This is a genomic window from Clostridium bornimense (assembly GCF_018917145.1).
GTDB lineage: Bacteria > Bacillota > Clostridia > Clostridiales > Clostridiaceae > Clostridium_AN > Clostridium_AN bornimense_A.
The window spans coordinates 1-6,235 of the sequence record NZ_JAHLOD010000090.1; the positions used below are offsets into that span (position 1 = coordinate 1).

Consider the following 6,235-nt stretch of genomic DNA (forward strand, 5'->3'; position numbering starts at 1 on the left):
CTTTCTTTTGATAGATGGAATGAAATATTAGGTGATCCTATTATGACAGCTGCATTAACCGATAGGTTAACACATAAGTCTTTTATCATTAATATGAATGGAAGTTCTTACAGATTAAAAGAAACTAAAGCTTGGCTAAAAACACTAAACTAAAAATTCAAAAAATATACGCATTAAAAATTATTCATTTACTGGTGGTATAATTTTTAGCTGTGTTTTGGTATAGATTTTAAGTATAAAAAACACCAGTTTGTGTGATGAAGATATTTCAATTTTTAGATGGTATATTGGGAATAACATCATATAGTATAAGAAGTTCTGCAACTCAAAGTTATGTTGATGATGAGATGAAAGGAAGATTTAATGGAGTATTTCAGATGCTTACAACCTTTGGATCTGTATCAGGTCAGTTTATGGCAGGAGTTTGTAGTGAATTAATATCAGAACAATATGTATTGTTATTATTTATGATAATTAACTTTTTAGCAGTATTTGCAATTATATTGAGAAAAAAATCATATATCAAGCCTATATATAATAGATGATATTTTGCAGTTTTGCAGTGAATAATGGCACCATATTATATGATATAAAACATAAGGTAGGACACGAGACATGTGCCTTGTGCCCTCATACTTGCGACTTGCACTTCTATTTTGCTGAAAAAATTGCCGCAATTGATCTTACTCAGTTGTGTCATAACTTCGTTTATAAGGAAGATTATGATTCTGATGAAAAAGATAAAATTATTACTGTTAATATAATGCAGAGTGTTCCCAAAAATTCTGCAAATCCAAAAGGAACCTTTAACCATAATATAGATAATAAAGTTGCAGATAATGGTTCTACACAACCTAATATACTTGTTTCTGTTGGTACAAGATGTTTTAGACTTTCTAAATAGCAGTAGAATGCAATAATTGTACCAAAAACAATAACGAATAATACACTTAACATTGAAGAAATAGATATTTCACCTACAAAATTAAAAGGAGAATGTATAAAACTAAAAGATATTCCTCCAATTAACATTCCCCAACCGACAACAACAATTGAACCATACTGTTTAATAAGTGAAACCGGTTGTAGGGTATATATTGCGCTACACACAGCAGAAGATAATCCCCAGAATAATCCTAATTTAGATAATGATAAATTATGAATATCTCCACTTGTTATTATAAAGAATGTTCCAGTAAGAGCTAAAATAATTGCTACTAATTCTTTAAAATTAGGTAACTTCTTATTACGAGCAACTAAGTAGCAAGTTATAATAACTGGAGATAAGTATTGGAGAATAGCTGCGGTAGCAGCATTACTATGATTAATAGCAGCAAAATAAGTATATTGAACTCCAAGCATACCTAATATACCAAATAAAATAAGTTTTATACGATCTTTTTTTAAACACCATATTTTTGTTAGATTATTATCTTTTTTTATGTATCCATAAATAATCAATACTAAACCAGAGATCAATAACCTAACAGATACAAGCCAACCAGCTGTAAATCCCTTTTCTTGAAATAAAAATTGAGCTACTGTTCCAGATACGCCCCAAAGCATAGTACTAAAAATAACTAAAAATATACCAGTAACTCGTGAATTTGATTTCATATTATAGTTCTCCTTAAGTAAAAAATATTAATATAAGTCTCTAATAATTTTATTAGCATTTTAGAGGAATATCAATTATAACTATTTGCAGAACATAGTTTTTGTATTATCTCAACTATTTGAGAAAAATATGTTGTTAACAATAAGTGGCAATGTTAAAATTTACATATGCAAAAAATAGATGTTGTTATGTGATAAAAAGAGTCGGGGGACAAAAGAAATGGGCAAATTGATAGAAAAAGAGTTCCATGAAATATTAAGGGAAAGGGATATTTTTAAGTATTCATCTATGAATTATTTAGAATATAAGGATGTGGAAAGTTATGAAATTGTATTAGAAAATGAAAACATAATTTTATTATATGGATTTAATTATGAAGCAAAAACATATGAATATCATTGGGCAACAAATAAAGTAGAGTATTTGATAAAGTATTTGCATGATAAAAAGTATTTCTTAATAACATTTATACCACATCAATGGATTTATAATCTCGAAAAAGAAGGATTCATTATTCGTAATGCTTGGCATGATTACTTTATGAATAATCTAGATAATATTAAAATTTGCGATGAGTATGAGTTTTTGACCGTTGATTATTGTGATGAGGCATCACAAATAACACAGATGTGTAAAAATCAAAGTAGGGGATTTACTGGACAAACGACTGAATGGATGAAAGATTGGATTAGTAATAAAAAAGTGTTAGAAGATAACGACGATGTAAGAAATAAAGCTGCAATAATTGAGAGAAATGCAAATGATAAAATAGTAGGTATTTTATGTGTAGCTACATATGGTTATCAAAGTGAAAAAGGTCCTATTGTTTGGATTAGAGAGATTGCTGTTGACCCGTCATTCCCAAATAGGGGGATTGGAAGAAGGTTGATACTGAAAGCACTTTCTTATGGTAAAAAGCATAATGCAATAAGGGCATTTCTTGCAGCTGATGAACAAAATGTCTCTGCAATTCATTTATATAAAAGTATAGGTTTTTCACCTAGTGATAATGAAAGTCAAATTGATATGCTAAAGTAGAAATATAATGGAGATAAAGAATATGGAGAAATTAAAATTACAAAGAATAAATGAAGAACTTGTAGATAAATGTGTAAATTTATATATGGAAACTTTTTTCTAAGGAACATTGGAAAGTTATGTGCAAATAGGAAAAAGTGAGAGGTATATTTATGGTTGAAGTATTATTTGATGAAAGTGCAGCTGCAACTATGCAGATGGCAAAAGAAAAAGGATATATAAACGGTACTAAAGAAAAAGTAATTTGTCTCGCATTTATGTTAGATATTGGTGATATTAATTGTGAGATAGATAGTGAATATAGAAAAGAACTAATTTATCAAATGTATACTCAAAATGTTGATGACAATAACTTAGACATATTAGAGGAACTTAAAAATTTAGGATCTATATATGCCAATGAGCATAAAAAACTTATGTATTATATATCAAGAGGAGAATCAATTCGAATATGGTATTGTAATGCTCCATACTCAATTTGTGGACTATACTATTTATGTAGTTTATTGAAAAATGTCTCTAATAAAATTTATATAGTGAAATTATCTGATTATAAAAAAGATAATAAAAATATAGTTATAGAATATAAAAGGTGGGGAGAAGTTCCTCCAGAAGAGATTAGTATGTTTATTAAAGATGAGAAGCAAATATCTGAAATGGAACTTAAAATATTTAGTGACCATTGGGTGAAGCTTAAAGATGACAATAGTTCTTTAAGAGCAGTTATAAATGGTGAATTAATAGGCGTACCAGAAGATTTTTATGATTACTTAATATTTAAAAGTCTTTCTAAAGGTGCTATGAAGGAGGTAAGATTAATTGGTGATATCCTTGCCAAGTATCCTTTAGGTATTAGTGATTGGTGGTATGCATTAAGAATTAATAAAATGATAGAAAATAGTAAAATTAAAATAGTAAAAGACTCCAAAAGAAAATACACTAGAATTATAGAAATGGAGAGAGTTGGTATTAACATAAAAGATAATAATAAATTTTGATAAGTTATTGCGTTGCAAAAGTTACAATCTCAGTAATCTATGGGAAGGGAGAGTTATATGGATACAGATATGCATTTAGATGATACAGGAGTAAAATCTATAAGAAAAGTTATTTTAGGATTTATGTTAACAATGATGACTTTTAATTTTTTTGCATTACAGTATATATTGCCAACTGTTGGAGTATGCCTTATATATCTTGGGTTTCGACAGTTACGAAATGAGAATAGATGGTTTAAAATTACTTGGATTTTTTCTGCTATCAACATAATAATTCAGATATTGCAGTTAATATATATATCTACACCATTACATACTATTTTTAATGATACAGTTTTAATTGTAATTTTTACCGCTATTTTTCAAGTTAGCTTCATTATAGTATTTCGAAATGGAGTAAAGCAAGTTTTTATAGAGTCTGATGAAATTTTTAATAAAGATCCAATTTTAGCATTAGCTATTTGGAAAATGGTTGCAACGATTTTAGCATTGATGAAATTAGGTAATTTCATTTTTATATCGATACCAATAATTTTGTGTTATTTTTATCTTTTTATAAAGGTCTATAAGCTTTTAGATACTTTAGGTGGTCTAAATTATAAAATAAAAGTAATGAAATTAAGGGTAAATTCAAAGCTATTCATAATATTATATAGCTTATTAAGTATCGTAGTAGTTTTTATTTGTTGTGTATTATCTAATAGTTGTAAATTGGATTCAAATGAATTTATGAATTCTGATATAACTGGAACAAGAACAAAGTTAATGAACTTAGGATTCCCAAGAGAGATTCTTAATGACATATCTGATGATGTTGTTAACATGTTACAGAGGGCAACATATGTACAATGCGATACTGAATTGTTAAGGTATGACAGGGATGATGAAAGTACATATAAAGGGGGCAATGATAATTTAGAAGCAACGACAATTTTTGTTGAAATTGATGACGGTAAAATATATGGACTTGAATATTTCCAATGGGAAGAAGGCGGTGCACATTGGAATGATATTTTTACTGTTAGTGGTTCTGAAAGAATAGAGGCTATAAGTGGAAGATTATTATATAAATATGATGGGAAAGTATATTCAGCACCTATACCGAAGTTAAAAAATTCCATGATAACAGAAACGGATATATTAGGGGATGAGAATCAATGTGAAGTTATATCTGGTGTTGTAAGTTACCCGTGGAAAGCAGATGATCAGAGGGGGTATGTTTTCTATTTAGTTAATGCTTATAATGATTTATGCGTAGGTTCAAATATATTTAATTATACGCATTATGGTAATCCTATAAGGATTCCTTATGCTGATATTGAAAATAGAACTTCTTTTGGTAATAAGAATTTAAGACAACATTGTACAAACTATTTTACAAAGGCTTACAGAGAATCAGAACAGTGAAAAGCAAAGGACTTAAAGGTAATTTAAGAAAAAAATATAAAGTTGTATGTATTAAACGTATAATCTTCACATAAAATCCTCATATTAGTCATATAATTGCCGCAAAACATTGGTATCTTGTAATTGTAGCTAATAATAGTTAGTTTTTCAAATCATCTTCCTTATATTTGTAAAAAGAATGGTTCTCGTAGCCATTCTTTTTTTGCCCATAATAAGGTAACAATGCTTAAAGTTTATAGATATATTAGTTGAATGTTGAATAGGGATCTATCAACATGGAATTTGTTGTATCAATAGTGTATAATATAAAACAGATTACATTTTTTGTGTTATATAATATAATTTAACAATTTATAAGTATAAAAATAGATGAATTAAACATAAGTGAATATTTGTAAAAATCAATAGATAAAGAATTAAAGAATATTATATCTGAGAAAAGAAAGATACAAATAATATAATATTGTGCATAAATAGTTGCGAAGTAAAACTGTTATTTTTATAGAATAGGATATGAAAGAGGTGAGAAAATGGAGTGGATTGATAAAATGAATTCTGCGCTAGACTATATAGAAGATAATTTGGACAAAGAAATTGATTATGATGTTGTTGCAAGGAAGGCTTGCTGTTCCTCATACAATTTTCAAAGAGTATTTTCTTTTATTGCTGATGTTTCTCTAGGGGAATATATTAGGCGTAGAAGATTGACAAAGGCTGCACTAGAATTACAAAATGAAGATAGTAGAGTGGTAGATGTTGCTCTCAAATATGGTTATGACTCACCGGTATCTTTTGCAAGAGCATTTACTAATTTGCATGGAGTAACACCAAGTGAAGGGAAAAAGGAAGGTGTCAATTTAAAATCTTATCCAAGGATCTCTTTCAAAATAACTATAAAAGACGACTGGTAATATGTCAAGATAAAAAAACTTTAAAATTGGAAATTTTCTAGTTTGTCTTATTAAAAAAAGGGTAACTTTAATAAAGCTCATCCTGATTACAAAATTTTACAGGGAACCAGACGGCAAAAGTGACTATTAAATTGTTACTTTATTAACTACCTCGTTAGAGGTATAGAGTTGATTATTTCGTAGCAATGAAAAAATCAATCTTACAAGTTTTCGTCCAGTTAGTGCGAGTGCCCTTTTATGTTTGTGAATTAATGCTTCATCAT

7 protein-coding genes and 1 pseudogene are annotated in these 6,235 nt (G+C 28.2%); 6 read left to right on the forward strand and 2 right to left on the reverse strand.

Annotated elements, in window-relative coordinates; all coding sequences use genetic code 11:
* On the forward strand, positions 1 to 153 hold a 153-nt coding region (locus tag KQI30_RS16300; RefSeq protein WP_216464332.1), incomplete at its 5' end, for an ATP-binding protein.
* Between the two features lie 104 nt (positions 154 to 257).
* Entirely contained in the window at positions 258 to 545 is a 288-nt protein-coding gene (locus KQI30_RS16305) for a hypothetical protein (protein WP_216464406.1), read from the forward strand.
* Positions 546 to 720: 175 nt separating this feature from the next.
* Here KQI30_RS16305 and KQI30_RS16310 read toward each other — a convergent pair whose 3' ends face one another.
* Entirely contained in the window at positions 721 to 1,617 is an 897-nt protein-coding gene (locus tag KQI30_RS16310; protein ID WP_216464407.1) for a DMT family transporter, read from the reverse strand.
* Between the two features lie 220 nt (positions 1,618 to 1,837).
* Here KQI30_RS16310 and KQI30_RS16315 point away from each other — a divergent pair, with 220 nt between their 5' ends.
* The 4 genes from KQI30_RS16315 to KQI30_RS16330 all read left to right on the forward strand — a co-directional run bounded on the left by KQI30_RS16315 (position 1,838) and on the right by KQI30_RS16330 (position 5,972).
* A complete protein-coding gene (locus KQI30_RS16315; protein ID WP_216464408.1) occupies positions 1,838 to 2,656 on the forward strand; it encodes a GNAT family N-acetyltransferase in 819 nt (272 codons plus the stop codon).
* A 152-nt stretch (positions 2,657 to 2,808) separates the two neighbouring features.
* Entirely contained in the window at positions 2,809 to 3,654 is an 846-nt protein-coding gene (locus tag KQI30_RS16320) for a DUF1835 domain-containing protein (RefSeq protein WP_216464409.1), read from the forward strand.
* Positions 3,655 to 3,711: 57 nt separating this feature from the next.
* Positions 3,712 to 5,061, forward strand: a complete 1,350-nt coding sequence (locus tag KQI30_RS17285) for a hypothetical protein (protein WP_253287552.1) — start codon at positions 3,712 to 3,714, stop codon at positions 5,059 to 5,061.
* A 530-nt stretch (positions 5,062 to 5,591) separates the two neighbouring features.
* Complete coding sequence (locus KQI30_RS16330; RefSeq protein ID WP_216464410.1) at positions 5,592 to 5,972, forward strand: helix-turn-helix transcriptional regulator; 381 nt, start codon at positions 5,592 to 5,594, stop codon at positions 5,970 to 5,972.
* Between the two features lie 126 nt (positions 5,973 to 6,098).
* Here the strand turns inward: KQI30_RS16330 and KQI30_RS17290 are convergent.
* Positions 6,099 to 6,235 (reverse strand): annotated as a pseudogene (locus KQI30_RS17290) (IS110 family transposase); the annotation flags it as partial.

Coding starts and splice junctions, on each gene's coding strand:
- KQI30_RS16305 (WP_216464406.1), top strand. CDS start 258: ATGAAGATATTTCAATTTTTAGATGGTATATTGGGAATAACATCATAT.
- KQI30_RS16320 (WP_216464409.1), top strand. CDS start 2,809: ATGGTTGAAGTATTATTTGATGAAAGTGCAGCTGCAACTATGCAGATG.
- KQI30_RS17285 (WP_253287552.1), top strand. CDS start 3,712: ATGGATACAGATATGCATTTAGATGATACAGGAGTAAAATCTATAAGA.
- KQI30_RS16330 (WP_216464410.1), top strand. CDS start 5,592: ATGGAGTGGATTGATAAAATGAATTCTGCGCTAGACTATATAGAAGAT.
- KQI30_RS16310 (WP_216464407.1), bottom strand. CDS start 1,617: ATGAAATCAAATTCACGAGTTACTGGTATATTTTTAGTTATTTTTAGT.
- KQI30_RS16315 (WP_216464408.1), top strand. CDS start 1,838: ATGGGCAAATTGATAGAAAAAGAGTTCCATGAAATATTAAGGGAAAGG.